We start from the raw sequence: 25,271 nt of genomic DNA on the forward strand, positions 1-25,271 counted from the left end.
GCATCGTTTGCCGCGTTGGCCAGCGCATGCATGAGGCGAATAGCCCTGGATTCCGGCTGCGCCTTGTCAATCGAGCGTCATGCACAATAGTGCATGCCCCTCCCTGGCGGCCCCTTGAGCCTCGCTGCTACGCTGCAATGGGTACGCAGTCCCCGCAGCTCGGCACCAGCGAAAGAATCTCCCACAGCGCCTGTCAGGCCCCTTTACGGGCAGGGATAGCCGCTGCGCGCCGGCCAACAGCCGTTGGCACGCGCCCAAGGCCCGGGCATCAGAGGGATTTCGCCCTCCGCGCACCGGGCTGCGCTTCTGCGATGCAATGCCCCTGAGAGGGCCTGCGGGGCGATTAGAGCCGTTTTTCAAGCGTGGATGCCCTCTGGGACACCTGGGTGCGTTAACTCGCCTGAGGCCCATCCTGACGCTGCCGAAGGCCCTGCTTATCTCCCCGAATCCCCACAAAGCCCCAGCCAGCGCGGCCTGGAGCGGGGTGCGCTGTAACAATCTGTTCCCGGTTGGCGTGGCCCGACACGGTATGATGTGGCCCGCGGCGCCTTTGCCGGCGCCGGTGCGCAGTGCGCCGGCCCAGCCAGGCGTCCTTGTTTTATCAACTCGACACGGAGTGAAGCATGACGAAAACCGAACTGATCGACGCCATCGCGGCCGGCGTGGACGGCCTGACCAAAGCCAAGGCAGAACAAGCGCTGAACGTGACGCTTGGCGCCATCATGGAAGCCGTGGCCAAGGGCGACACCCTGAGCCTGATCGGCTTTGGCACCTTCAGCCAGGGCGAGCGCGGCGAACGCATGGCGCGCAACCCGCGCACCGGCGAAGAAATCAAGGTCGAAGCCGCCAAGACCGTCAAGTTCAAGGCTGGCCAGAAGTTCAAGGACGCAGTGAACCAGTGAGTCCCGCGGGCGGTCTCGTGCCAGCCCAGTTGGATCAACCCCGCCGTGCCGCCACCAGTTGCCTGATGGCATGGGTGAGCGCCAGGCGGGGCGCGTTATCCACAGTGTTCGACCCGCGGTTATCCTGCCGCTTCGCGGTATACGCCGCATCCTCCGCCAGCCCGGTAAGATAGTGCCCTGTCGGCGCCTTCCCTCTGTAAATACAAGGGTCTAGGGCGTCCTGCTCAGTAGGCCTCTCATGCACCTTCGTTCGCCGCGCGGCAGATTTCCACAGCTTTATTCACAACGTTTCCCACAAAATTTTCCACAGGCACGAGGGCTTGGCCTGAGCCTGCTGATGACGCTCGCGCTGGTCTCCGGTTGCACCACGCCTTCTCCGCCCGCCCGGCCTCAGGCGACCCCCCTCCCCGATACGGAAAGAGCCGTGACAACGCCCGGCGCCACGCAGCGCCAGCGCATCGTCGAGATCGCCTGGCAGGAATGGCAGCGCTGGGGTGGCCAGACCGTGCGCCTGGGCCGCGACGACACCGCGTGCGTAGCCGATAGCCCGCTGCCCGCGCCGGTATTGCCCGGCATGCCGGTGGCGGGGGCCAATGAGGAGGGAGTGGATGCCGCGGACCGATCCGCCGATCGCGAGGAAGAAGAAAGCAGCGAGTCCGCCTGCCTGCACTTTCCCGATGGCACCGGCATGGAGGCCACGCCCCAGGGCTGCAAACTCGCCCAGCGCTATTGGGCCATCGTGGGCAAGGCTGTCACCTGCCGCCAGATCACCCAGGGAAACTGGGCCTGGTCCGCGGTGTTTATTTCCTGGGTGATGCGCAAGGCCGGCCTGGACGACCGCCAGTTCCTGACCGGCGATTCGCACTCGATGTACGTGGTGGACGCGCGCGACGGCATTTTGCCCGCGCCGGCGTTCCGCATCGAGCCGTTGCCCGCCATGCCCCGCCCGGGCGATGTGGTCTGCGCCGCGCGCGGGCGCGACAAGTACCTCGACAGCGCGGCCGAGATCGGCTTTGGCACCACGCCCATGCACTGCGACATCGTGGTCGAGGTCGACCCGGCGGCACGCCTGGTCAAGGCCATCGGCGGCAATGTCCAGCAATCGGTGTCGATGGAGCTGATCGAGCTCGGTGACTCCGGCATGATCGACAACGTCACCAACTCGCACATGCCGTGGCTGCTGATCATGCGTAACACGCTGCCTTGAGCCTGAGGCGTTGCTGGATGGCCTGCCCTCAGGCTGGCGCACGCGGGTAGCCCCGGCTTGACCAGTCCTGCAAAATCATTAACATGGTAATTAATCGGGCAGCGGCATGGTTTTTCCCGCGCTGGCATCCTGGCCCGACCCCACCTGAACCGCATTCCGAAAGCGCGCGCACCGACGCCGCGAGCAACGCGAGAGGAGACCTGCATGGCTGTAGCCAACTGTCATCCGGCGGAATGGGAGGCGCGCGTCAAGCTAGCCGCCTGCTACCGCATCTTCGACCGGCTGGGCTGGACCGAGCTGATCTACAACCACATCACCTTGCGCCTGCCGCCGGAGGCTGGCGGCGGTGGCAGCCATCCCCATTTCCTGATCAATCCCTTCGGCCTGCGCTATGCGGAAGTGACCGCTTCCAACCTGGTGAAGATCGATCTGGCGGGGCAGGTCATCGGCGAGAGCCGCTGGCCGGTCAACCCGGCCGGCTTCACTGTGCATGCGGCCATCCACGCCGGGATCCCGGGCGCGCACTGCGTCATGCATACGCATACCACGGCGGGCATGGCGGTCGCCTGTTCGGCGCAGGGCCTGTCGATGAGCAACTTTTACGCAGCGCAATTGTTCGGCAAGGTGGCCTACCATCCGTTTGAGGGCATCACCGTGCACGACGACGAAGGGCCGCGCCTGGTGCGCAATATCGGCGACAAGCCTGCCGTGATCCTGCGCAATCATGGCCTGCTGGCCTGGGGCGACAGCATTGCGCGTACCTTTTCCACGCTCTGGCTGCTCAACCGCGCCTGCGAGATCCAGCTGGCCACGCTGGCCATGGGGGCGGCGCTGCCGGTGCCCGAGGAGATTCAGCGCAAGTGCACGCGCGACTCGCTGCAGTTCAATCCCAAGTTTGGCGCGGGCGAAGATGTGTTCGCAGCACTGACGCGGGAAATTAACCACATCGATGAATCGTATCGTGATTAGTAATCATTGATTCGTCGCGGGAATAAACGTACAGGAACAAGGCAGTCATGACATCCCTATGCATCGTCGGCGCAGGCGCCGTCGGCGGCTTTATCGGCGCGCGGCTTGCCCGTTCCGGCCAGGCGCTGAACATACTGGCGCGCGGCCAGACGCTGGAGGCGCTGCGCTCGCAAGGCCTGACCCTGATCGAGGGCGAGCGCACCGAGACGTTTCCGGTCAATGGGCAAGGCGATCCCGCAGCGCTAGGTACGCAAGATGTGGTGATCCTGGCGGTGAAAGCCCCGGCGTTGCCACAGCTGGCGCAGACCATCGGGCCGCTGATCGGCCCTGATACGGTGGTGGTGACAGCGATGAACGGCGTGCCGTGGTGGTTCTTCGAGCGGCCCGGCCCGCATGCCGGGTTGTCGCTGCGCACCGTGGATCCGCAAGGTGCCATTGCGCGCGCCATCCCGGCCGCGCAGGTGATCGGCTGCGTGGTGCACCTGACCGCCTCCACGCCGGCCCCGGCCACTGTGCGCCACGGCTTTGGCGCGCGCTTGATCCTGGGCGCCGCGGGTGGCGCTACCGGCATGGCAGCCGGCAAGCTCGAGGCCGTGGCCAGCCTGCTCGCCAGCGGTAGCCTGGAGGTCGAGCGCAGCGCCGCGATCCAGCAGGACATCTGGTTCAAGCTGTGGGGCAATATGACGATGAATCCGGTCTCCGTGCTGACCGGCGCCACCTGTGACCGCATCCTCGACGATCCGCTGGTCAATCGTTTCTGCCTGGCGGTGATGGAAGAAGCTGGCGAGATCGGCGCGGTCATCGGTTGCCCGATTGCGCAGAGCGGCGAGGAGCGCAGCCAGGTCACGCGCAAGCTGGGCGCCTTCAAGACTTCGATGCTGCAGGATGCGGAGGCCGGGCGGCCGGTGGAGATCGATGCGCTGGTGGCATCGGTGCGGGAAATCGGCGAGCACGTCGGGATCGCGACCCCCAATATCGATGCGCTGCTGGGGCTGGTACGGCTGCATGCGCAAGTGCGTGGGCTTTACTGACCAGGTGTGTCCGGGTAACGGGGATTTGTATTCTTGCTACCAATCAAGAAGACTTATTTTTGTTTAGTTTAATAAATGGTAAGAATTATTTTGAGCTGGATTGCCAAGACTTGGCTCACTGCTCGCTGAGTGAACTGCCTCGAAGGCACGCAAGATATCCATGTGATGAATGTTTTATATTGGCGCCAAGTAAGATTCATAGTTGGTGCAAATATAAAGAGGCCTCTATGAGGCCCCTTTTTCACCCTTGCGTCGCCAGCTTCGCGCGCTGGCGCCCCGCCCATATCCCCTCGACCGCATAAACAACCAGCGATATCCAGATCATCGCGAAGCCGATCTGCTTGCTGGCCGGGAACGGCTCGTTCCAGAGCCATACGCCGAGCAGCAGCTGCAGCGTCGGGCCGGTGTACTGCAGCAGCCCCAGCAAGGACAGCGGGATACGCCGCGCGCCGGCCGCGAACAGCAGCAAGGGGACGGCGGTGACTGGCCCGGCAAGCAGCGCCAGCAACTGCACCCCGCCGCCCACCTCGGTGATGTCGGCCTGGCCCGTCGCGAACAAGTACGCCAGAGCGCTTGCCGCCAGCGGGAACAGCAGCATGGTCTCCAGCGAGAGGCCTTCCAGCGCGCCCAGCGTGGCCGTCTTGCGCAGCAGCCCGTAGCCGCCAAAGGTCGCGGCCAGCGCCAGCGCAATCCATGGTAACTGGCCCGCGGCTACGGTCAGCCAGACCACGCCTGCCGCAGCCAGCGCAATGGAGGCCCACTGGCCGGGACGCAGCCGCTCGTGCAGGAACAGCACGCCCAGCAGCACATTGAACAGCGGGTTGATGAAGTAGCCCAGGCTGGCGTCGACCACCCGGCCGTTCGATACCGACCAGATGTAGAGAAACCAGTTGCCGCTCAGCAGCAGCGCACTGGCGACGAAGCCGGCCAGCAGGCGCGGATTGGTCCAGACGCCGCGCAGCCAGCCCCAGTGGCGCCGCCAGGTCAGCACCAGCCCGAGGAACACCAGCGACCACACCATGCGGTGCAGCAGGATCTCCATAGGCGCGATGCCATGGAGGGATTTGATATAGAGCGGCAGCAAGCCCCAGATGATGTAGGCGAGCAGCGCGTAGATGATGCCAGTTTGCATGAAGAGTCCCAAGGAATCGGGGGATTCTACCGGCGTAAAAAAGCCCGTGCTGAGCACGGGCTTATGGTTGGCTTGCACCACCATCGCATGGATGGCGGCAGCGCGCTTACAGCTTGCGCGCGAAGCTGAACTGCGAAAATGCCTGCTCGGCCACGTTGAACCACGCTGCTTCGTTGTTGCGGAATACGCGCCAGTCGTCGTAGATCTTCTTGAACGACGGGTTCTTGGCGGTTTCCTCGGCGTAGGCGTCCTGGGTGGCCTTGAAGCAGGCTTCCATGATTTCCTTGGAGAACGGACGCAGCTTCACGCCGTTTTCCAACAGGCGGGCCAGCGCTTGCGGATTGACCGCGTCGTACTTGGCCATCATGTTGGTGTGGACTTCGATCGTGGCCGTTTCCAGCGCGCGCTTGTACAGCGCGGGCAGCTTCTCGTATTCGGTTGCCGACGAGTAGAAGGACAGCTGCGCGCTGCCTTCCCACCAGCCCGGGTAGTAGTAGTACGGGGCGACCTTGTAGAAGCCGAGCTTCTCGTCATCGTACGGGCCAACCCATTCCGCCGCGTCGATGGTGCCCTTTTCCAGTGCGGGATAGATGTCGCCGCCAGCGATCTGCTGCGGCACCACGCCCAGGCGCGACAGCACCACGCCGGCAAAACCGGCGATCCGGTACTTCAGGCCCTGCAGGTCGGCGACCGTCTTGATCTCCTTGCGGAACCAGCCGCCCATCTGCGCGTTGGTATTGCCGCCCAGGAAGTTGACGACGTTGTATTCCTTGAAGAATTCGCGCATCAGCTTCATGCCGTTGCCCTGCATCATCCAGGCGTTTTGCTGGCGCGAGGTCAGGCCGAACGGGACGGTGGTGTCGAAGCACAACGTCGGGTTCTTGCCGAAGTAGTAGTAGCCGGCGGTGTGGCCGATCTGGACGGTATTGTTCTGCACGGCGTCCAGCACCTGCAGGCCCGGCACGAGTTCGCCGGCGGCGAAGACCTTGATGTTGAATTTGCCGTCGGTCAGTTCCTTGACCCGTTGCGACAGCAGCTCGGCGCCACCGTAGATGGTGTCAAGCGACTTGGGGAAGCTCGAAGCCAGGCGCCATTCCACGGCCGGATTGCTGCCGATCACGGCCGGTGCGCTGGCACCGGCGGCGGCCGGCGCGGCGGCCTTTTCTTCCTTGCCGCACGCGGCCAGCGCACCCGTGGCGGCCACGGCCGATGCCTTCAACAGAAAGGAACGACGTTCCATGACTTCTCCTCTTTTATAGATTTTTAGTGCGGCAGCAGGGGGGGGCACGCCCGCGTCATGCGCGGGCATTCCGCTCTGCACCGAGACGCGCAAGCAGCCGGGGTAAAGCCACCGCGCAACAATGAGCCTGTTACGGAGACACGCCAGGAATGTGGCGTATCCTGGCATGCCTTCGTAACAGGCTCGGGGGCCGGTCCGTACCCGTCGGACAGGCCAGATGATTATAGCGGTGGCCCTTTCGCCACGGGGGGCCGTGCAAGTGCGGGTTTTCGCTAGGAAAGTGCAGATTCAGCGGCTGCTGTACATCGTCCTGTCATCCCGCTCCGCYCCCATTGGCATGGCCGCACCGTCGCGTGCCAGATGGCGCAAGCGATGTATTCCATATGGTGAGAAGGACGCCTCGCCGCGGATTTTGTAACCCCGCTTGCGGTCCAATCGGTCGACTGTTAAAAAATCACGCCTTACTGGTCCCGCCCTATGTTGTTTGCCGTTTCGCCCGCTTCCGGCCGCCTGCCGGCGCTCCGCTCGCGTTGCCTCGCCGTTGCCGTGCTGGCCGCCTGGGGACTGAACGCGTGCGCGCAGACCGGGCCTGACCTGGCGGCAGCCGATGTGCCAGCCACGCCCACGATGCCGCAGCGTCCGGCTCCCCCGCCTGGCGCCGACCCGCTGGCAGCGTTGATTGCGGACGAACAAGCGGCTGCGGCACCGGCATCCGGCGACACTCCGGCTGCGGCTGTCGCGCAGGAAGCGCCCAAAGTCGCCGCTGCGGATGGTGCTTCGCCCGCCCCTACCCCCGCCCTGCCAGAGCCGCCCCCGCCTGCTACCTGGGCCAATGCCGGCCTGGATGACAACGGTAACGAGCTCGCCGGCCCGCCCGATCCACCCTTGCCCCCGGAGCCGGTTGTCGCGCCTCCCCCGCCCGTCGTGCTCTTTCCCAAGCGCCTTGGCGAGTTCGTGGCGGAGGCCGTGCCGAAGGTCGCCACGCCCGCCGAGGGCGAAGTCGCCGACACGCCGGCCAGCGCCGACGAAAGCTATGCGCTGGTGTCCCAGCTGCCCGCCGATGATCCTGCCGGCAACCAGGTCTGGCGCCTCAGCTACAGCGGGCGCGCCGCGTATGACGATCGCACCACCGCCACCCGTGCCTGCGCTGGCGGCGGCACCTTGTCCACCGGCATCGGCGGCGGCCTCGCGTGCCGCAGCACCGGCGAGGTCAAGGTCAAGGAGTCCCTGTTCTCGCTCGACGGCGGTGCGCAGGTGCAACTGGTGGCGCAGGCCAAGGGGACCGATGCCACTTCGATCAATGGCCGCCCGGCCGCAGTCGATCCCTATGCCCTGCTGCCGCAGATCTATACCTCGGTCAGCGGGCTGTCGGTGCTGGACGGCGCCACGATGTGGGCCGGCCGGCGCGAGAGCTCATCGTTCCTGATGTCGTCGGGGCTGCTGCCGCCTACGTCGCCGGCGATGCGTTTCGGCGTGGATAACGCCCGCTTTGGCGACATCGCGCTCAACTACCAGTACACCGCGCGCAATGACCTGAATGGCGCCAACCTGCCGAGCTATCACTCGCTGCGTACCGCGCCCATCGCCACCAATGAGAAAGGCTCGGTGCAACTGGGCTATACGCGGGTGGAAGCGCAGCCGCTGATCCAGCAGACCGGCAGTGCGTGGTGGGTGTCGGCCATGCATGAGCAGCAAGGCGTGCTCGCCGGCACCAACCGCTTCGGCATGCAGTTTGGCGAGGGCAGCCGTAACGCGTTGACCGGCTACACCGGCATGGGGCCCGCCTTGTCGCGGGTACGCGTGGCCGAATCGATGGAGTGGAAGCAACGCTCGGGGCTGGGCCTGGCGGGCTCGGTCGAGTCCAGCATGCAGTTCGACCGCTCGCCGGTGGGCACGCTGCAATGGATGGCCACGCGTGTGCGCCCCGCCTATATCGCCAGCGACCAGTTCAAGCTGACCTTCGAAGTGGCGCACGACCAGATCTCTTCGGGCTTCGGCGCCAGTGGACAGCGCACGGCGGTGACCGTGGCGCCTACCTTCACGCTCGGCAAGGCGGCCGGCAATGCCAACCTGCGCGCCTTCTACACCTACAGCAGGGCCAACGACGTGGACGGCATCGCCTTTTCCTCACCCACCGATACCTGGGCTTCGCAGACCTCGGGCTCAATCTTCGGCGTGCAGCTCAATCGCCGCTGGTAGGCGCAATAGCGGCTGCGGCTGCTCGTCGCCATGGCGCCTTGCGCGTGAGCGGCGCGCGGCCCGGCAGCACCGCCGGTGCTCGCAGCAGCCAGTGGAAGACCAGCGTGGCGCTCAGCCCGCCCGCTAGCTGCGCCAGCACGAAGCCCGGCACATCGATGGCGCGAATGCCGGTGAAGGTTGCCGTCAGCGCGCACGCAAGGGTCAGCGCCGGGTTGGCGAATGACGTCGATGCCGTGAACCAGTACCCCGCGGTGATATAGCCCGCCACCGCGAACGGCACCAGCCCGGGCCGGCTGCGCCCGGTGCCGATTGCTATGCCGATGAGGCCAAAGGTGGCAACAAACTCGCTCCACCACATCGATGGCCCGGTACGGCTTTGCGCCGACCAGGCCAGCATCGGCTCGCCAAACATCGCATGCGCGCAGGCGACCCCTGCGATGGCGCCGCCCATCTGCACCAGGCCGTAGCGCCAGGCATCGCGCGCCGGCAGCGCGCCGCGCACCATCGCCGAGAGCGTGACGACGGGGTTGAAGTGCCCACCCGAGACCGGTCCCAGCGCGAGCAACAATGCAATCAGCCCGCCGCCCGTGGCCAGCGAGTTCGCCAGCAAGGCCAGCGCGACATTGCCGCCGGCCAGCTGCTGCGCGCGAATGCCCGAACCCACCACCACCGCCACCAGCAGCGCCGTGCCGAGTCCTTCCGCGACCAGGCGCTGACAGAGCGTGCTCGCAGCCGCAGGTACGCTTGCGCTGTGCGGTTCGGCAGCGTGGACCGGGGCGGCCATGGTATCGGGGGAAGGCGCGTGCATCGGGTTTGCAGTGATGGGCGGGAGCGCGCAGTGTTTCGTCTTTCGCCTTGCAGCGTCAATGCATGCTTGGGTAGTTTTGAATGAACCGGTGGTATCGAATGCTTGGCGTGCTTTGCTGAATCGCGATCGGGATGGCATGGATGGTGACATGACATCGCGAAAATCGGAGGTCAGGACCCAATGCGAAAAGCGGATTTTGGGGGTAATTGGCGCAATGCCGATAATCGCGGGCGCGATGGCACTGGACAGACGAATTCGTGCCTGAACATTAGGCGGCGACAGGTGATATTGCAAGGGTTTGCGCGCGTGGGGCGAGGCCGCCGCAACGGAGGTGATAGACGCGTCCAGGCCGTGTTCCAAGCGGCTAAATGCGTGGGATGAGGGGGTAGGGTCTAGCGCTCAGGGCTGGGCCTTTCAGACGCGCCGGAAGAAGGCCCTGCAAGGCAGCGATGAAACGATGGCCACAATGGGATGTGGTCACAATGAAAAAAGCCCAAGACCTTTTCAGATCTTGGGCTTTTTCGTAATGCTGGTGGCCTGGGACGGAATCGAACCGCCGACACAAGGATTTTCAATCCTCTGCTCTACCGACTGAGCTACCGGGCCAAAGAAGCGAAACTATAACAGCGCTTTTCGACCCGGTCAAGCGCTGCGTGCATCACCGCATCATTGTTCCGCAGGTTCCGGCTTGTTGCGGCCGAGTTCCACGCCAAGCTGCTTGAGCTTGCGGTACAAGTGGGTGCGCTCGAGGCCGGTTTTCTCGGCGACGCGGGTCATGCTGCCGTGCTCGCGCAGCAAGTGGTATTCGAAGTAAGCGCGCTCGAACAGGTCGCGTGCTTCGCGCAGCGGCATGTCGAAAGAGAAATGCATCTCGGCTTCGGGCAAGCGTTGCGGGCTGCCATTGGCGGCCTCGGCGGCGCTTTCCGCGGCAATCGCCGCCGTGCCCTCGCCATTGCCGTTCGCGGCGAGTGCCGCGGCTGCGGCCACGCCCGAGCGCGGACGCTCGATGCCACGCGCCAGGCCCTGCTCGACTGCCGAGAGCAGCTTTTGCAAGGCAATTGGCTTCTCGAGGAAATTGAGCGCGCCAATCTTGGTTGCCTCCACCGCGGTATCGATGGTTGCGTGTCCCGACATCATGATGACGGGCATGGAGAGCAAGCCTTGGGCCGACCACTCCTTGAGCAGCGTGACGCCGTCGGTATCGGGCATCCAGATGTCAAGCAGCACCAGGTCTGGCGTATTGCCGGCACGGTACTCGCGCGCTTTCTGCGCGTTTTCTGCCACTTCGACCACATGGCCTTCGTCGCTGAGGATTTCCGAGAGCAACTCCCGGATACCCATTTCGTCGTCGACTACGAGGATGGTTGCCATACTTCCCCTCTTGACCCCACCGCGGCTTGCCGGGTTCGGGGCCGCACATTGACTATGCCAGTTTAACGAACAGGATGGAGATCTGCGCCCCGATGATGTCGGAGCCCTCCATGCGATTGCGCAACTCGATGCGTGCGCCGTGTTCGTCAATGATCTTCTTCACCATCGCAAGACCCAGGCCTGTTCCTTTGGCCTTGGTGGTCACATACGGCTCGAACGCGCGACTAAGGATACGCGGAGCGAAACCGGGACCGTTATCCGCAATGGTGAGCTTGACGGCCTGCCGGTCTTCGCCGGCAGAATCTTTGTATTCTACAGTCTCGGTGTGCAGAGCGATATGGGGCGCCGCCCTAGCCGCGCCGAGGTTGTCCGCCACCGCATCCTGCGCGTTTTGCAGCAGGTTGTGAATCACCTGGCGCAGCTGGGTCGGATCGCCCTTGATTTCGGGCAGGCAGGCGGCCAGCGCCGGATGGATCACGGCATGCTCGTGCGCGCCGGTGTCGTCGATGCCGTAGAGATGCAGCACTTCGGCAACCAGGCCGTTGAGCTGCAGTGACTGCAACAGCGCAGGCGGCGTGCGGGCGTAGTCACGGAAGTCGTCGACCATGCGCTTCATGGCCTGCACCTGGTTGACGATGGTGGTGGCGCCGCGCTTGAGCACGTCGACGTCGGCGCCCTCCAGTTTGGGCGAGAGCTTCATCTGCAGGCGCTCAGCCGAGAGCTGGATCGGGGTCAGCGGATTCTTGATCTCATGCGCGAGGCGCCGTGCCACTTCGCCCCACGCCACCGAGCGTTGAGCGGAAATCACATCGGAAATGTCGTCGAACACCACCACGTAGCCAGGTTCGTCGCGCTCGTCGCCGTGCCCGCCCGGCAGGCGCGCGCCGCGCACCAGCAGTGTGAGCGCTTGTTCCTCGTCGCTCTGCGGCAGCTCGATCTGCTTTTGCCAGTGCTGCGCGCCGCCCAGCATTTCACTGGTGCTCTGCTCGGAGAAGGCCTGCCGCACGATGTCGCCGAACTCGCCGAGGGCCGGGATGCTGTCGATGGGCTGGCCCAGCGCGCCGGAAAACGGCTGGCGGAAGATGCGCTCGGCCCCGGGATTGGCGGTGATCAGCACAAAGCGGCGATCGAACACGAACACGCCGGCGGTGAGGTTCTGCAGCACGCTCTCGAGATACGCCGTCGATTTCTCGAGCGCGCTGCGGTTCTGCTCCACCGCGATGCGCGCTTCCGACAGCTGGCGCGTCATCATGTTGAACTGCTGGGTCAGCATGCCGAGCTCGTCGCGGCTCTTGAGCTCGCGTTTGGGCGAGAGGTCACCCTCGGCCACTTCCTTGGTCCCTTGCAGCAACATCAGCAGCGGCCGCGCCAGCTGCCCGCCGAGCAGCAGCGCCAGCATCACGGCAATGAACACCGCGAGGAACAGCGTGAGCGTCAGCGTGCCGATATACATCTTGCGCAGGCCGGTGCGGCCGAGCGCCTTTTCCTGGTACTCCTGGTAGGCGCGCTGGACTTCGTCGGCATTGCGCGCCAACGCTGCCGGCACCGGATGCACGACCTGCAGGTAGCGCTCCTCGCGCACGGTGTCGCCCACCAGCCCAAAGCCGGACGATGCGGCGTCCTCGGGGCGGCGCTCGACAGACAGCCCCGATCCGGCCCAGCGGCCGGCACCATTGAGGCCCGGCTTGCCCGCGGGCCGGCTGGCGCTATCCGCGGTTGGGGGTGCGTCGGTTTGCGCGGTGGGCGCGGGGCCCAGCGGCACGATGACGCGCAGCCGGTACAGGTGGGAGCCATCGGTACGCTCGGGCTGGTGATGGCTATCGACGGATGAATCGGTGCCCCCTTCCACCGCGGCATAGCCGCCGGCCAGCCGCGCCTGCTCGGCCAGCACGCCAGAGGGCAGGTCCGGCACCAGCGACGCATAGTTGCTCGACGCCGTGGCGATCACGCGGCCGCTGCCGGTAAAGATGGCGGCTTCCTGCACGCCGTATTGCTCGCGCAGCCGGTTGAGCTGCAGCGAGGTGGCGACATTGGGCGAGCTGGTGAGCTGGTCGGCCATTAGCCGCGCCTTGCCTTGCAGGTCCGACAGCGAGCTGTCGATGGTGGAGCGGCCAAGGTTGAGGCCGGCCTCGAGCGCGGTCTCGACGCGAACGTCGAACCAGGACTCGATGCTGCGCGAGACGAACTGCAGCGACACCAGGTAGATCAGCACGCCGGGCAGCACGCCCACCACGCCGAAGAACACGGCGAGCTTGGTCATCAGCCGCGTGCCGAACTTGCCGCGGCGGTAGCGCAGCCACAGGGTCAGCGCCAGCGCGCCGATGATCAGCACCAGCAGGATGCCGATCACCAGGTTGATCTTGAACAGCAGCGTGAAGTACCGATCGAAGAATTCGGTATTGGCCGAGGCGCCGGCGAGCAGTGCTACCAGCACCAGCGCCAGGAACACGATGATGCCCGCCACGACGCGGTAAAGCACGCGCCGGAACCGGCTGTCCCACAGGCTGGGGGGCACGCTCATGGCTGGCCCGCGGCCGGCTGCACCAGGGTGGTGGGAGAGAGCACGGTCGATACGGTCTGCGCGAACGGCACCGCACGCGTTTCGCCGGCCACCGCGGCGGACGCGGCAGACGCCGGCGCCGGCACAGGCACCAGTTGCGGCGGTGGCGCTGGCGCGGGCGGCGGCGGGAATTCGCTCGGCACGGTGAAGTTGAAGCGCCGCCATTCCGATGCCAGGTTCCACTCGCGRGTGTTGACGGCGTTGATCTGGAATGGCTTGGGCAGTTGCGTCAGGTCCAGGCGCATGCGCGCCTCGGCCTGGTAGGTCTCGCCCGGCTTGACCATGCTGCGCTCGAACACGCGCCAGCCCCGCACGCGCTGGATGAACTGCAGCGCGCCCTTCAGGCGCATGAACGGCAATTGCAGGCCGCCGGTCGACACACGGTACTGGCGCGTGAGCGGATGGTAGGACAGCCGCACGCTGCGGCTGGCATTGACGGGTTTTTCATCGAACCAGTACCAGCGTGGGCGGGTGAGCTGGAAATCGACGACGAAATACAGCGAGATGCCTTTGTTGAGCGCGTCTTCAAGCGGCGGCGGCAGATCGAAATCGAAACTCGCGGCCAGGTCGAAGCCTCCGTCCTGGTACTCGATGCGGGCCTCGTTGACTTCAATGCCGTCGGCGCGGGCCGTGCCCGGCAGCGCGACCAGCGTCATCAGGATACCGAGCACGATCGTCGCTGCGAGCCACCACGACGCCAGCCGCGCGCGCACGCTGCATATCGGGCCGGCGCCGGCTACTGAAGCAGCTGCCCGAGCTGCAGCAAGGGGCACGCACGCACTGTCGTCTGGGACGCGAAGGACGAACAAGCGAAGCGGGTTCGGCATTGGGATCGATTGGGATCGGTCAGGGTCGTTTCTGGAAACGGGCGTAGAAGAAGCCATCGTGATCGGTGGGCAGGCCTTCCTGGCTGCCATTTCCGCCACCGGCCAACTGATCCTTGCTACCCGGCAGCATCTGGCCGGGCGCTTGCAATCGTATCGCATCTGGTAGCTGTGCACCAAACCAGCGCGCCTGCTCTTCGTTCTCCGTTGGGAAAATTGAACAGGTGACATAGACCAGGATGCCGCCCGGCTTGAGCAGATTCCAGAGCTGCGACACGATGCGCCGCTGCTCGGTGACCAGCCGGGGGATATCCACCTCGCGGCGCAGCCAGCGGATGTCCGGGTGGCGGCGCACGATGCCCGAGGCGGAGCACGGCACGTCAGCCAGGATGCGGTCGTACTGGCGGTTGTCCCACCAGTCCTGCGGGCGGCTTGCGTCGCCTACCACCACGGTGGCTTGCTGGCCCAGGCGCGCAAGGTTCTCGTCGATGCGGGTGGCGCGCTGCGCATCGCTCTCCAGCGCGGTGACTTCCACGTTGGCGAGTTCAAGGATGTGGCCGGTCTTGCCGCCGGGCGCGGCGCACGCATCGAGTACGCGCTGGCCGTCGGCCAGGTCCAGCAGCGGAGCGGCCAGTTGCGCGCCGGCGTCTTGCACCGAGACATCGCCCTCGGCAAACCCGGGGATCTGCGACACGGGAAACGCGCGCACCAGCCGCACGGCCTGCGGGCCGATGGCCACGCCCGCCATGCCGGCATTGAGCACGCGCTTGAGGTAGTCAGGCACCGAGACCCGCGCCGTATTGACGCGCAGGGTCATGGGCGGGCGCACATTGGCACTCTCGGCCAGCGCGGTCCACTGGTCCGGGTACGCCTTGCGCAGCGCATCCAGCCACCATGCGGGCAAGTTCCAGCGTGCTTCGTCGTCCTGGCGCACCTCGGCCAGCAGTGCCTTGCGTTCACGCAGGAAACGGCGCAGCACGGCGTTTACCAGCCCGCGCGCGTGCGCGGTCTTGGGCTCGGAGGCTGCCGCGCTGACGGCCTGGTCGACCACGGTGAACTCGGTATAGCCCCCTTCTCCCTGCTCGTCCTCGACCAGCAACGCCAGGGCCACGGCCAGCAGGGAGTCCACCAGCGCGCCGGGCGGCCGGGTCACCAGCTTGGTGACCAGCGCGCGCGCCGTGCCGAACTGGCGCATGGTGCGGTAGGCCAGGTCCTGCAGGGCGCCACGCGTGGCGGCGTCGCGCACGCGGTCCAGGCGGTACTGGGCGGCGGCGTTCTCGATGGCCAGTGGCAGCGCGCTGCCTTCGTTGACGCCGCGTACGGCAGCCGCGGCGGCGAGCATCTGGAAAGCGAGGGATTCGTGTTGCAGGCGCATGACAGTGGGGCAGTGAGACGGTAAAACGGGGTGGCAGGAGGCAAGCCGCAAGCGGCGAGGACTGGCGGCAAGGCCGGGCAAGGCCAAAAACACACTGCCCGCCGCTTCCGGGGAAGCACGGCGGGCAGTTTACCCTGTATGTGGCGGGGGCCGGCGTTTTTGCGCCTGGCTGGCCGCAGCGAGGGGGTAGCGCGGCGGCTTGGACCGCGCTTGGACCACGCTTGGACCGCGCCTACACCGGATAGACGCCGGTCTGTGCCATCTGCATCAGCCGCGCCACGCGTTCCTCGGTCGCCGGGTGGGTCGAGAACAGGTTGGCGATGCCGCCGCCCGAGAGCGGGTTCATGATCATCATCTGCGCCGTGGCTGGATGCTGTTCCGCGGTCTGGAACGGAATCCCTTGCGCATAGCGGTGGATCTTGTCGAGCGCCATCGCCAGCGCCTGCGGGTCGCCGCTGATGGTGGCGCCGCCGCGGTCCGCCTCGAACTCCCGGGCGCGGGAAATCGCCATCTGGATCAGCGAGGCCGCCAGCGGGGCCAGGATTGCCACCGCGATGCTGGCAATGGGGTTGGAGCGGTTGCCGTTCTCATCGCGCCCGCCAAAGAACATGGCGAAGTTGGCCAGCGCGGCGATGGCGCCGGCCATGGTGGCGGCGATGGTCGAGATCAGGATATCGCGGTGCTGCACGTGAGCCAGCTCGTGGGCCATCACGCCGCGCAGTTCGCGCTCCGACAGCACCCGCAGGATGCCGGTGGTGGCCGCAACGGCGGCATGCTCCGGATCGCGGCCGGTGGCAAAGGCGTTGGGCGCATCCTCGTTGATCAGGTACACGCGCGGCATCGGCAGCTGGGCGCGCTGCGCCAGCTCCTGCAACATGCCGTAGAACTGCGGTGCCGTGCTCGCGTCGACTTCCTGCGCGTTGTACATGCGCAGGACCATCTTGTCCGAGAACCAGTAAGAGAAGAAGTTCATGCCCAGCGCCATGATCAGCGCGAACATCATGCCGCTGCGGCCGCCGATCATGCCACCGATGACGATGAACAGCGCCGTGATGGCGGCCATCAGCATGAAGGTCTTGACCCAGTTGAACATTGTCGTGATCTCCGAAAAAACCATCCTCGCGCGCGCACCGGGTGGCCGGGCTGGCCGTGCTGCGCAAAGCGTGGCGCGGTGCTGTTTAGATAGTACCCCGGCCCGGAAATTCAACCGTCACCTGCCTAAAAAAAGGGCAGGCGGCGCCGGCAGCCGTTCGTTGTGCCAGCGGGTTTGGCAACCGTTCCTAGCGTTGGGCAAAGGCCAGGCGCGCGCCCAGCCCGATGAATGCCATGCCCACAATGCGGTCCATCCAGCACTTTAGGCGCGGCACCTCGCTGGCGCGGCGGGTCAGGGTGCCCGCCATCCATGCCACCAGGCTGTTCCATAGCGTCGACATCGCCACCATGATGCCGCCCAGGGCCAGGAATGCCAGGGCCTGGTGCTCGGCGTTGCGATCCACGAACTGCGGGAAGAAGGAAATGAAGAACAGGATCACCTTTGGATTCAGCACATTGGTGAGGAAGCCCTGCATGAACAAAGCGCGCAGGCCGCGCGTGCCCGGCTGGGCAGCGGGGGCCGCGTCCGCGCCGGGGGGCGCGGATCGCTGCCAGATCAGGCGCAGCCCAAGCCACACCAGATAGGCAGCACCGGCAAACTTGATCAGGGTAAAGGCGGTGGCCGATGCCGCCAGCAAGGCAGTCAGGCCGAAGGCGATGGCCAGCGAGTGCACGCAGCATCCGGCACTGACCCCGAGCGCCGAGACCACGCCTGCCGCCCTGCCCTGCGCCACGCTGCGCCCGACGATATAGGCGGTATCCGGGCCAGGCGTCACATTGAGCAGGAACACCGCGCCAACGAACAAGGGAAGGTCAGTAATGCCGAGCATGGTTGGCTGCCGGTGGATGGGATGCGGAAATGGCTTGCGGAGCATGCTGCGGCAAGCCGGGCATCGTGGCTTTGCCGCAAGCGCAGGGCGATTATGCCGTGCCGCCAGGCACGGCGCAGCGGGTACCCGGCGGCAGCGGCATGCTTTGCAGGAACTGCTGGGCCGGCACGCGGCGCCCGCCCGGCTTCTGCAGCTCGGCCACACGCAGCGCGCCCTCGCCGCAGGCGATCACCACGCCATCGGCATCCGCCGCGAGCACAGTGCCCGGCGCCTGCGGGTGGCTGGCCGTGGACGCCAGGGGCTGGGCCTGCCAGCACTTGATGACGGTCTCGCCGACCTGCACGGTGGCGCCGGGGAACGGGTTGAAGGCGCGCACCTGGGCGGCCAGCGCCGCAGCCGGGCGGCGCAGGTCCARCGGGGCTTCTTCCTTGGCGATCTTCTCGGCATAGGTCACGCCCTCGGCCGGCTGCGGCGTGCCGGTGAGCGGCTGGCCCGCGGCGAGGCGGCGCAGCGCCTCCACCACCATGCGCCCGCCTAGCGCGGCCAGCGTGTCGTGCAGGGTGGCGGTGGTGTCGCCGGGGCCGATCGGCACGGTTTCGCCCTGGATCATCGCGCCCGTATCCAGCCCTTCGTCCATCTGCATCAGCGTGATGCCGGTCTGCGCATCGCCGGCCTCGATGGCGCGGTGGATGGGCGCGGCGCCCCGCCAGCGCGGCAGCAGCGAGGCATGGATGTTCAGGCAGCCGTAGCGTGGCAACGCCAGCACCTCGGCCGGCAGGATCAGGCCGTAGGCGGCCACCACCATGACATCCGGGGCGATCTGCGCCAGCGTGTCCACGGCGGCGCCGGCCTCTTCGGGATACTTGCCGTTGCGGCGCAGCGAGCGTGGCTGCAGCACCGGGCCCAGGCTGCGCTCCAGCGCGTACTGTTTGACCGGGCTGGCCTGCAGCTGCAGGCCGCGGCCGGCTGGCCGGTCGGGCTGGCTGAGCACCGCCACCACCGGGAAACCGGCGGCGTGGATGGCTTCGAGCGCCACGCGGGCGAATTCGGGCGTGCCGGCAAAGGCAACGCGCAGCGCTTGGGATGGGCTTGCGGCTTGGGACATGGCACGCTCCGGCATAAAGCGGCACCGGCCGCATCAGCGGCCGGTAACTTGATTCATCGGGAAGGCAATAAGATAGCAGACCGCTAGCTGGCCGGTAGCAGGCCAGCGCCGGCGCGCGGCCGGCCGCGGCGGCCTTACATACGGGTGCGTTCGCGCTTGTGCAGCTTGATCAGCTTGGACTTGATGCGCTGAAGCTTGAGTGGCGACAGGTACTCGACGAAGACCTTGCCCTTGAGGTGGTCCATCTCGTGCTGGATGCACACGRCCAGCAGCTCGTCGGCTTCGATCTCGAATGGCTCGCCCTTCTCGTTCAGGGCACGCACGCGCACATGGTCCGGGCGCTCGACCCGGTCGTAGACCTCGGGCACCGACAGGCAGCCCTCTTCCGCCACCTTGCGGGTCTCGCTGGACCAGACGATCTCAGGATTGATGAAGACCTGTAGTGCGTCACGGGTCTCGGAGATATCGATCACCACCACCTGTTCGTGCACGTCCACCTGGGTCGCGGCCAGGCCGATGCCGGGGGCTTCGTACATGGTCTCGGCCATGTCCTCTACCAGCTTGCGAATGCGGTCGTCCACCACGGCAACCGGTTTTGCCACGGTATGCAGGCGGGGATCAGGGTAGGTCAGGATGTCGAGTTTAGCCATGATGCTGGGGCGCAACGCCTGCCGCTCACACATGTGACCCGCGCGTTGCGGCTACGGGTGTTTACATGCAGAATCGGGGCGCAAGTACAAAAATTCAAGGCGCGCCGCAACAGGCACGCTCTCCAGGGTCAATCCGGCTGTTCTGCCAGCCGGTTCGAGAAAATGCGCGATCTTACCAAAGAACACCAGGCGGCGCCGGGCCGCAGGCCGTACGCGTTTGCCCGTTGGATATTGTGTGCGGCCGGAATCACCGCCGCCACAGGGGCGCCAGTACATGCCGCCGATCTTACCGTCACCCCGGCCCAGCGGGCCCAGGCCAGCGTTACCGCGCAGCAGGGCATTGCCGCCGCCGACCTGGCTTCGGACGCGCCCCAGCAGTATGTCGTGCGTGGCGGCGACACGCTTTGGGGGATCTCCGGGCGCTTCCTGCGCCAGCCCTGGCGCTGGCCCGAGCTGTGGGGGATGAACCAGCAGCAGATCCGCAATCCACACCTGATTTATCCCGGCCAGGTCCTGTACCTGATTCAGCGCGACGGCCGCGCCTGGCTTTCCACTAGCCCCGATGCCGGCGGCACGGTGCGCCTCACGCCAGCCGTGCGCAGCGAAGGCGGGCCCGATGGCGCCATCGCCAGCATCCCCGCCAAAGACATCGAGCCGTTCCTGATCCGCCCGCTGGTGGTGGACCAGGGCACGCTGGAGACCTCGGCGCGCATCATCGCCCTGCCCGAGTCGCGGGTCTACCTGGGCATGGGCGACATCGCCTATGCGCGCGGCATTTCCCCGCCCGAGGCGGTGGTCGGCAGCGACTGGCAGGCCTTCAAGCCGGTCAAGCCGGTCAAGGACCCGGTTACCGGCCGCGTGCTGGGCTATGAAGCCGAGTACCAGGGCAATGTCCGTGTGTCGCGCCCGCCGGAAGGCTTCGATGCGGTAACTACCGTCAAGGTCACGGCGGCCCAGCAGGAAATGGGCTCTGGCACCTTGCTGGTGCCCCAGCCGGCGCGCGAACCGGTGCGCTATGTGCCCCGCGCGCCGGATGTCATGCTTGATGGCCGCATCGCGGCGGTCTACGGCGGCGTGCAGTTCGGCGGCGCCAAGCAGGTGGTCGTGCTCAATATCGGCACCGCCGCGGGCCTCGAGCCCGGCCACGTGCTCGCGCTGTCGCGCGCCGGCCAAGTGGTGCGCGATCGCACGGACGGCAACCGCGCCATCCAGTTGCCCGACGAGCGCTATGGCCTGGCTTTCGTGTTCCGCGTGTTCCCCGGCTTGGCCTATGCCCTGGTCACCGACGCCTCGAACGCGATCGAGGTGGGCGACCGCGTGACATCGCCGCGTTGACCGGGCTGGCAGCAACCGGCGCCAACCCGGCGCCCGTGCCCACCACCACCCGCAGCGCCGCCGATATCGAGGCGTGGCTGCGGCTGACCGGTGCCCGCGGCCTGGGCACCGGCGCTTTGCGCCAGTTGCTGGCCACCTTCGGGCTGCCGCACCAGCTGCTGGCGCAGACCGTCAGCGCACTGGCGGCGGTCATCCCCGAGAAGCACGCCCGGGCGCTGCTGGCACCGCCCGATGCTGTCACGGTGGCGCTGGTCGAGCGCACCGTGGCCTGGGCCGCCGAGCCCGGCAACCATGTGGTGACGCTGGCCGATGCCGCCTATCCCCGTGCCTTGCTGGATCTGTCCGACCCGCCGCTGGTGCTGTACGTCAAAGGCCGGCTGGGCGCGCTTGGCGGCCCGGCCATTGCCATGGTCGGTGCGCGCAGCGCTACCGTGCAGGGCGTGGAGGACGCGCGGCGCTTCGCCCGCGTGTTGTCCGGCGCCGGGCTGACGGTGGTGTCAGGGCTTGCGCTGGGCATCGATGGCGCAGCGCACGAGGGGGCTCTGGAAGGCGCTATGGAAGGGACTGGCGGCACCGTGGCGGTGATCGGCACCGGCGCCGACCTGGTCTACCCCGCCCGCCATCGCGACCTGGCCCACCGCATCGCGGCCCACGGCGCCATCGTCAGCGAGTTCGCGCTCGGCTTGCCCGGGCGCAGCCACCACTTTCCCCAGCGCAACCGCATCATCGCGGCGCTCGCGCGCGGCGTGCTGGTGGTGGAGGCGGCCGCGCGCTCGGGCTCGCTCATCACCGCGCGGCTGGCAGCCGAGATGGGACGGGAGGTCTATGCCATTCCCGGCTCGATCCATGCGCCGCTGTCCAAGGGTTGCCACCTGCTGATCCGCCAGGGCGCCAAGCTGGTGGAAACCGCGCACGATGTGCTCGAGGAACTCGGCATGGCCGGGGACGCTGCCCGGCCGGTGGCGCCTGCGCCCATGCCGGCGCTGGACGATGTCCTCGGCCTGACGCTCACCCATGACCCCGTCACGCTGGACGCGCTGTGCGCGCGCACCGCCCTGCCGCCCGAGCAAGTGGTGGCCAGCCTGCTGTCACTGGAACTGGCGGGCACGGTGGAGCGGCTGCCGGGCAATGTCTATCGCCGGATAAGCTAGTGAGCAACCCTGGTACCGCCGGCCGAAATACGGATTTCCTGGCGGCCGCTACAATCAAACGATTTCCCGTGCCTGAAAAGGCTCATGTTTCCCCCATCATGACCGTTTACTTTCCGGAGCAGGACCCGGGTGCAATCGCCCAGGTGTTGGCAGCGCGTCCGCAAGGCCGCCTGGTAGCCTGCCTGTGCGCAGCCTGGTGCGGCACCTGCGGGACCTACCAGGAGGCGTTCGCGGCGCTTGCCGCCCGGTTTCCGGGCGATTGCTTCGTCTGGATCGATATTGAAACCCATGCCGACCAGCTGGGCGACCTCGATATCGATAATTTTCCGACGCTGCTGGTGCAGCCGGCGGCGGGCGGCGCACCGCAGTTCTACGGCACGCTGCTGCCGCATATTGAAGTGCTCGAACGCATGCTGGCGCGCGGCGCGGCGATGGTGCCAACGGCCGGCGCAGCGGTGCCGAACGTGCTGGAGTGGCTGGCGCCGCACGCTAACGGCGACTAACCCCGGTCATCGGCGCCCGGCGCAAGCCAGGAGCACGAGCACCGGACTGCGGTCAAAAAACGAAGTGGGCGGCGGCTGTTCAGGGCCGGCCCGCATGCCAGCAGCGCCCGTTTGACGGCGACGGCGGAGGCAGCTTGCTTGCACCGCCGTCGGAACCGCGCTTATTATTGGCGCCTCAAAGCCCCAAGCTCGCTGTTTACATATAGTGCAGAGCCCTTAGTGGCAATAATTCGCAGGCCGCCAGAGTGCGGCCAGCAAGGACCCGATCCATGTCAAAAGCCCTCATCATCGCGGAAAAGCCATCGGTTGCTGCCGATATAGCCCGTGCCCTCGGGGGCTTTACCAAGCATGACGAATACTTCGAAAGTGACGATTACGTTCTTTCGTCGGCCGTCGGCCACCTGGTTGAAATCGCCGCCCCGGACGAATACGAAGTCAAGCGAGGCAAGTGGAGCTTCGCGAACCTGCCGGTGATTCCCCCCCACTTCGACCTGCGCCCCATCGCCAAGACCGAGTCGCGGCTGAAGGTGCTCAACCGCCTGATCAAGCGCAAGGACGTCACCGGCCTGGTGAACGCCTGCGACGCGGGGCGCGAAGGGGAACTGATCTTCCGCCTGATCCAGCAGCACGCCAAGGCCAAGCAACCGGTGCAGCGCCTGTGGCTGCAGTCGATGACGCCGCAGGCGATCCGCGACGGCTTTGCCCGCCTGCGCGACGATGCCGACATGCTGCCGCTGGCGGACGCCGCGCGCTGCCGCTCGGAAGCCGACTGGCTGGTCGGCATCAACGGCACGCGCGCCATGACCGCGTTCAACAGCAAGGGCGGCGGCTTCTTCCTGACCACGGTTGGCCGGGTGCAGACCCCCACGCTGTCGATCGTCGTGGAGCGCGAAGAGAAGATCAAGAAGTTCGTCCCCCGTGACTACTGGGAAGTGCGCGCCGAGTTCGTCGCCGCCGCCGGCCTGTACGAAGGCCGCTGGTTCGACCCCAAGTTCAAGAAGAGCGAGTTCGATCCCGAGACGCGCGAGTCGCGCCTGTGGAGCGAGGCCGAGGCCAAGAGCATCGTGGCGGCCTGCCGTGACAAGACCGGCACCGTCACCGAAGAGTCCAAGCCGTCCACGCAGCAGTCGCCGGCGCTGTTCGACCTGACCACGCTGCAGCGCGAGGCCAACTCGCGTTTCGGCTTCTCGGCCAAGAACACCCTCGGCCTGGCCCAGGCGCTGTACGAAAAGCACAAGGTGCTGACTTACCCGCGTACCGACGCGCGCGCGCTGCCCGAGGACTACATGGACACGGTCAAGCAGACCATGGACATGCTGGCCGAGAGCTCGCCCAACTACCTGCCGCATGCCAAGAAGGTGCTGGCCAGCGGGTGGATCAAGCCCAACAAGAAGATCTTCGACAACAGCAAGATCAGCGATCACTTCGCTATCATCCCGACGCTGCAAGCCCCGAAGAACCTCTCGGAGCCGGAGCAGAAGCTGTATGACCTGGTGGTGCGCCGCTTCCTGGCGGTGTTCTTCCCGGCGGCCGAGTTCCAGGTCACCACCCGCGTTACCGAGGTGGCAGGCCATCATTTCAAGACCGAAGGCAAGGTCTTGGTCAATCCGGGCTGGCTGGTGGTCTACGGGCGTGAAGCCCAGGGCGATGATGCCAACCTGGTGGCGGTGGCCAAGGACGAGCGCGTCAAGGTCGACAAGGTCGACGGCGTGATGCTGACCACCAAGCCGCCCGCACGCTACAACGAAGCCACATTGCTGTCCGCCATGGAAGGCGCCGGCAAGCTGGTGGACGACGATGCGCTGCGCGAAGCCATGGCCGGCAAGGGCCTGGGCACGCCAGCCACGCGCGCGGCCATCATCGAAGGCCTGCTCGCCGAGAAATACCTGGTGCGCGAAGGCCGTGAGCTGATTCCCACCGCCAAGGCCTTCCAGCTGATGACGCTGCTGCGCGGGCTCGGTGTGCAGGAACTGACCCAGGCCGAGCTGACCGGCGAATGGGAGCACAAGCTGTCGCAGATCGAGCGCGGCGGCTTGAAGCGCGACGAGTTCATGCGTGAGATCGCGCAGATGACGCAGCAGATCGTCAAGCGCGCCAAGGAATACGACAGCGACACTATCCCGGGCGACTACGCCACGCTGGCCACGCCGTGCCCGCAGTGCGGCAGCCAGGTCAAGGAGAACTACCGCCGCTTTGCCTGCACCGCGTGCGAGTTCTCGATCAGCAAGATCCCGGGTGGGCGCCAATTCGAGATCGACGAAGTCGAAGAACTGCTGCTGAAGAAGGAAATCGGTCCGCTGCAGGGTTTCCGCAGCAAGATGGGCCGGCCGTTTGCCGCCATCCTGAAGCTGGGCAAGGACGACGAAGGCCACTACAAGATGGAATTCGACTTCGGCCAGAATGACGACGACAACGACGGCGAGCCGGTCGATTTCACCGGCCAGGAAGCGGTTGGCGCTTGTCCGAAGTGCGGTGGCTCGGTCTACGAGCACGGCATGAAGTACGTGTGCGAGAACAGCGTGGCCGTGCCCAAGAGCTGTGACTTCACCACGGGCAAGATCATCCTGCAGCAGGAGATCTCGCGCGAGCAGATCGGCAAGCTGCTGGGCGCGGGCCGCACGGATCTGCTGACCGGCTTCAAGTCATCACGCACCGGGCGCAACTTCAAGGCCTTCCTGGCCAAGCAGCCGGACGGCAAGATCGGCTTCGAGTTCGAGGCACGCGAGCCCAAGGCGGGCGCCAAGACGGCGGCCAAGGGCGCTGCGGCCAAGACCGCGTCCGCCAAGGCTGGCGACGAGGATCAGGCTGCGGAGACGGTGAGCAAGGCCAAGGCGCCGGCCAAGAAGGTGGCGGCCAAGAAGGCCCCCGCTGCCAAGAAGGCTCCTGCTGCGAAGAAAGCCGCGGCCAAGACGCCAGCAGCCAAGCGCGCTGCCGGCAAGTCCCGCGCCGACGACGAAGCCACGGCCGATGCCGAGGAAGAGTGAGTC

Annotated in this window: 20 protein-coding genes and 1 tRNA gene; 9 read left to right on the forward strand and 12 right to left on the reverse strand. The window is 66.3% G+C overall.

All coding sequences use genetic code 11. From position 1 onward, the window contains the following. Nucleotides 1-623: 623 nt before the first annotated feature. From AB4061_RS17310 to AB4061_RS17325, 4 genes are all read left to right on the forward strand, one after another. Nucleotides 624-902: an HU family DNA-binding protein gene (locus tag AB4061_RS17310; RefSeq protein ID WP_006162250.1), complete on the forward strand. Its 279-nt coding sequence runs from the start codon at nucleotides 624-626 to the stop codon at nucleotides 900-902. A 238-nt stretch (nucleotides 903-1,140) separates the two neighbouring features. Continuing rightward, entirely contained in the window at nucleotides 1,141-2,109 is a 969-nt protein-coding gene (locus AB4061_RS17315) for a DUF2272 domain-containing protein (protein ID WP_441635830.1), read from the forward strand. A 204-nt stretch (nucleotides 2,110-2,313) separates the two neighbouring features. Next, nucleotides 2,314-3,078, forward strand: a complete 765-nt coding sequence (locus AB4061_RS17320; protein ID WP_441635832.1) for a class II aldolase/adducin family protein — start codon at nucleotides 2,314-2,316, stop codon at nucleotides 3,076-3,078. A gap of 47 nt (nucleotides 3,079-3,125) precedes the next feature. After that, nucleotides 3,126-4,109: a 2-dehydropantoate 2-reductase gene (locus AB4061_RS17325; RefSeq protein ID WP_441635834.1), complete on the forward strand. Its 984-nt coding sequence runs from the start codon at nucleotides 3,126-3,128 to the stop codon at nucleotides 4,107-4,109. Nucleotides 4,110-4,350: 241 nt separating this feature from the next. Here AB4061_RS17325 and rarD read toward each other — a convergent pair whose 3' ends face one another. Further along, nucleotides 4,351-5,241, reverse strand: a complete 891-nt coding sequence (gene rarD, locus AB4061_RS17330; protein WP_441635836.1) for an EamA family transporter RarD — start codon at nucleotides 5,239-5,241, stop codon at nucleotides 4,351-4,353. A 106-nt stretch (nucleotides 5,242-5,347) separates the two neighbouring features. Next, complete coding sequence (locus AB4061_RS17335) at nucleotides 5,348-6,481, reverse strand: TRAP transporter substrate-binding protein (protein WP_174424353.1); 1,134 nt, start codon at nucleotides 6,479-6,481, stop codon at nucleotides 5,348-5,350. Between the two features lie 477 nt (nucleotides 6,482-6,958). Between AB4061_RS17335 and AB4061_RS17340 the strand changes: the two genes are divergently transcribed. Next, on the forward strand, nucleotides 6,959-8,680 hold the full coding sequence (locus AB4061_RS17340) for a carbohydrate porin (RefSeq protein ID WP_441635838.1): 1,722 nt from the start codon (nucleotides 6,959-6,961) through the stop codon (nucleotides 8,678-8,680). Here AB4061_RS17340 and AB4061_RS17345 read toward each other — a convergent pair. The 10 genes from AB4061_RS17345 to def form a co-directional block, all read right to left on the reverse strand. Continuing rightward, complete coding sequence (locus AB4061_RS17345) at nucleotides 8,664-9,464, reverse strand: aquaporin (RefSeq protein WP_441635871.1); 801 nt, start codon at nucleotides 9,462-9,464, stop codon at nucleotides 8,664-8,666. The two genes, AB4061_RS17340 and AB4061_RS17345, sit on opposite strands and share 17 nt — an antisense overlap. 554 nt (nucleotides 9,465-10,018) lie before the next feature. Further along, nucleotides 10,019-10,094 (reverse strand) — tRNA-Phe (locus tag AB4061_RS17350). A gap of 60 nt (nucleotides 10,095-10,154) precedes the next feature. Continuing rightward, a complete protein-coding gene (locus AB4061_RS17355; RefSeq protein ID WP_441635840.1) occupies nucleotides 10,155-10,859 on the reverse strand; it encodes a response regulator in 705 nt (234 codons plus the stop codon). Nucleotides 10,860-10,911: 52 nt separating this feature from the next. Further along, nucleotides 10,912-13,380, reverse strand: coding sequence for a sensor histidine kinase (locus tag AB4061_RS17360; protein ID WP_441635841.1), 2,469 nt, complete (start codon nucleotides 13,378-13,380; stop codon nucleotides 10,912-10,914). Then, the gene (locus AB4061_RS17365; RefSeq protein ID WP_441635843.1) at nucleotides 13,377-14,246 is read right to left on the reverse strand and encodes a DUF4390 domain-containing protein; all 870 of its coding nucleotides are present in this window, start codon (nucleotides 14,244-14,246) and stop codon (nucleotides 13,377-13,379) included. Before AB4061_RS17365 ends, AB4061_RS17360 begins: the two co-directional genes overlap by 4 nt. Nucleotides 14,247-14,265: 19 nt before the next feature. Continuing rightward, complete coding sequence (gene rsmB / locus AB4061_RS17370) at nucleotides 14,266-15,618, reverse strand: 16S rRNA (cytosine(967)-C(5))-methyltransferase RsmB (RefSeq protein WP_441635845.1); 1,353 nt, start codon at nucleotides 15,616-15,618, stop codon at nucleotides 14,266-14,268. Nucleotides 15,619-15,850: 232 nt separating this feature from the next. Next, a complete protein-coding gene (gene htpX / locus AB4061_RS17375) occupies nucleotides 15,851-16,711 on the reverse strand; it encodes a zinc metalloprotease HtpX (RefSeq protein WP_441635846.1) in 861 nt (286 codons plus the stop codon). 187 nt (nucleotides 16,712-16,898) lie between these two features. Next, nucleotides 16,899-17,540: a LysE family translocator gene (locus AB4061_RS17380; RefSeq protein WP_441635848.1), complete on the reverse strand. Its 642-nt coding sequence runs from the start codon at nucleotides 17,538-17,540 to the stop codon at nucleotides 16,899-16,901. Nucleotides 17,541-17,631: 91 nt separating this feature from the next. After that, entirely contained in the window at nucleotides 17,632-18,645 is a 1,014-nt protein-coding gene (fmt, locus tag AB4061_RS17385; protein WP_441635850.1) for a methionyl-tRNA formyltransferase, read from the reverse strand. Nucleotides 18,646-18,779: 134 nt separating this feature from the next. Then, nucleotides 18,780-19,295 (reverse strand): peptide deformylase, encoded by a 516-nt coding sequence (def, locus tag AB4061_RS17390; protein WP_441635851.1) that lies wholly within the window; start codon nucleotides 19,293-19,295, stop codon nucleotides 18,780-18,782. 162 nt (nucleotides 19,296-19,457) lie between these two features. On the opposite strand from def, the gene AB4061_RS17395 reads away from it, so the two are divergent. The 4 genes from AB4061_RS17395 (at nucleotide 19,458) to AB4061_RS17410 (ending at nucleotide 25,268) form a co-directional block, all read left to right on the forward strand. After that, nucleotides 19,458-20,630: a LysM peptidoglycan-binding domain-containing protein gene (locus AB4061_RS17395; RefSeq protein WP_441635853.1), complete on the forward strand. Its 1,173-nt coding sequence runs from the start codon at nucleotides 19,458-19,460 to the stop codon at nucleotides 20,628-20,630. 35 nt (nucleotides 20,631-20,665) lie between these two features. Next, nucleotides 20,666-21,781, forward strand: coding sequence for a DNA-processing protein DprA (dprA, locus tag AB4061_RS17400; RefSeq protein ID WP_441635855.1), 1,116 nt, complete (start codon nucleotides 20,666-20,668; stop codon nucleotides 21,779-21,781). A gap of 98 nt (nucleotides 21,782-21,879) precedes the next feature. Further along, entirely contained in the window at nucleotides 21,880-22,284 is a 405-nt protein-coding gene (locus tag AB4061_RS17405; protein WP_441635857.1) for a thioredoxin family protein, read from the forward strand. Nucleotides 22,285-22,553: 269 nt separating this feature from the next. Beyond that, nucleotides 22,554-25,268, forward strand: coding sequence for a DNA topoisomerase III (locus tag AB4061_RS17410; RefSeq protein ID WP_441635859.1), 2,715 nt, complete (start codon nucleotides 22,554-22,556; stop codon nucleotides 25,266-25,268). Nucleotides 25,269-25,271 lie beyond the last annotated feature (3 nt).

Origin of the sequence: Cupriavidus sp. YAF13, assembly GCF_052113425.1 — a bacterium.
Lineage (GTDB): Bacteria > Pseudomonadota > Gammaproteobacteria > Burkholderiales > Burkholderiaceae > Cupriavidus.

Bases quoted from the DNA above. Each gene is read 5' to 3' on its own strand.
- AB4061_RS17310 (WP_006162250.1), top strand. From the start codon at position 624: ATGACGAAAACCGAACTGATCGACGCCATCGCGGCCGGCGTGGACGGC.
- AB4061_RS17315 (WP_441635830.1), top strand. From the start codon at position 1,141: ATGCACCTTCGTTCGCCGCGCGGCAGATTTCCACAGCTTTATTCACAA.
- AB4061_RS17320 (WP_441635832.1), top strand. From the start codon at position 2,314: ATGGCTGTAGCCAACTGTCATCCGGCGGAATGGGAGGCGCGCGTCAAG.
- AB4061_RS17325 (WP_441635834.1), top strand. From the start codon at position 3,126: ATGACATCCCTATGCATCGTCGGCGCAGGCGCCGTCGGCGGCTTTATC.
- rarD (WP_441635836.1), bottom strand. From the start codon at position 5,241: ATGCAAACTGGCATCATCTACGCGCTGCTCGCCTACATCATCTGGGGC.
- AB4061_RS17335 (WP_174424353.1), bottom strand. From the start codon at position 6,481: ATGGAACGTCGTTCCTTTCTGTTGAAGGCATCGGCCGTGGCCGCCACG.
- AB4061_RS17340 (WP_441635838.1), top strand. From the start codon at position 6,959: ATGTTGTTTGCCGTTTCGCCCGCTTCCGGCCGCCTGCCGGCGCTCCGC.
- AB4061_RS17345 (WP_441635871.1), bottom strand. From the start codon at position 9,464: ATGGCCGCCCCGGTCCACGCTGCCGAACCGCACAGCGCAAGCGTACCT.
- AB4061_RS17355 (WP_441635840.1), bottom strand. From the start codon at position 10,859: ATGGCAACCATCCTCGTAGTCGACGACGAAATGGGTATCCGGGAGTTG.
- AB4061_RS17360 (WP_441635841.1), bottom strand. From the start codon at position 13,380: ATGAGCGTGCCCCCCAGCCTGTGGGACAGCCGGTTCCGGCGCGTGCTT.
- rsmB (WP_441635845.1), bottom strand. From the start codon at position 15,618: ATGCGCCTGCAACACGAATCCCTCGCTTTCCAGATGCTCGCCGCCGCG.
- htpX (WP_441635846.1), bottom strand. From the start codon at position 16,711: ATGTTCAACTGGGTCAAGACCTTCATGCTGATGGCCGCCATCACGGCG.
- AB4061_RS17380 (WP_441635848.1), bottom strand. From the start codon at position 17,540: ATGCTCGGCATTACTGACCTTCCCTTGTTCGTTGGCGCGGTGTTCCTG.
- AB4061_RS17395 (WP_441635853.1), top strand. From the start codon at position 19,458: ATGCGCGATCTTACCAAAGAACACCAGGCGGCGCCGGGCCGCAGGCCG.
- AB4061_RS17405 (WP_441635857.1), top strand. From the start codon at position 21,880: ATGACCGTTTACTTTCCGGAGCAGGACCCGGGTGCAATCGCCCAGGTG.
- AB4061_RS17410 (WP_441635859.1), top strand. From the start codon at position 22,554: ATGTCAAAAGCCCTCATCATCGCGGAAAAGCCATCGGTTGCTGCCGAT.